1 protein-coding gene is annotated in these 368 nt (G+C 57.3%); it reads right to left on the bottom strand.

Annotation, left to right across the window (positions count from 1 at the left end):
* Positions 1–174: 174 nt before the first annotated feature.
* Positions 175–368, bottom strand: a 194-nt coding sequence (locus tag FLV34_RS41155; RefSeq protein WP_187280909.1) for a hypothetical protein, incomplete at its 5' end; no start/stop codon positions are given.

The raw sequence follows: 368 nt of genomic DNA, 5'->3' as shown, positions 1-368 counted from the left end.
TACTGACCGGTTCTCTACGTTGATGAAGTTCTCTAAATAATAGGATGACCTCTGGTTCTGTCATTCACTTGTCGAACTGAGTCAGAGCAACCTGACCTTCGCCTTCCGTTTTTTTTTTTTTTTTTTAATGACCCGCCGCCCCCCGAGATCTACACTATACCCTACCCTCTTCCCCTACCCGCCGCTCTCCCGATCCCCCCAGACAGGGTGGAGGGTCTTGTGGCTGTTCTTGTAGTAGATCGGGCCGAGCTTGATCGAGTAGTTCTTCCCCAGGAAGATCGCCAGGGCCGCGGCAGGGCGCCACGCCCCGCCTCGACGTCTGGGCCGGGATCCTGCCGGGTCGTACGCCGAGGGACAGTTCGCCGTGG

The organism is Microbispora sp. CSR-4 (assembly GCF_008033685.1).
In the GTDB taxonomy this organism is placed as follows: Bacteria; Actinomycetota; Actinomycetes; order Streptosporangiales; family Streptosporangiaceae; genus Microbispora.
Note: the sequence above shows the minus strand (reverse complement) of the source record. Positions and strands in the feature narration are given on the sequence as shown.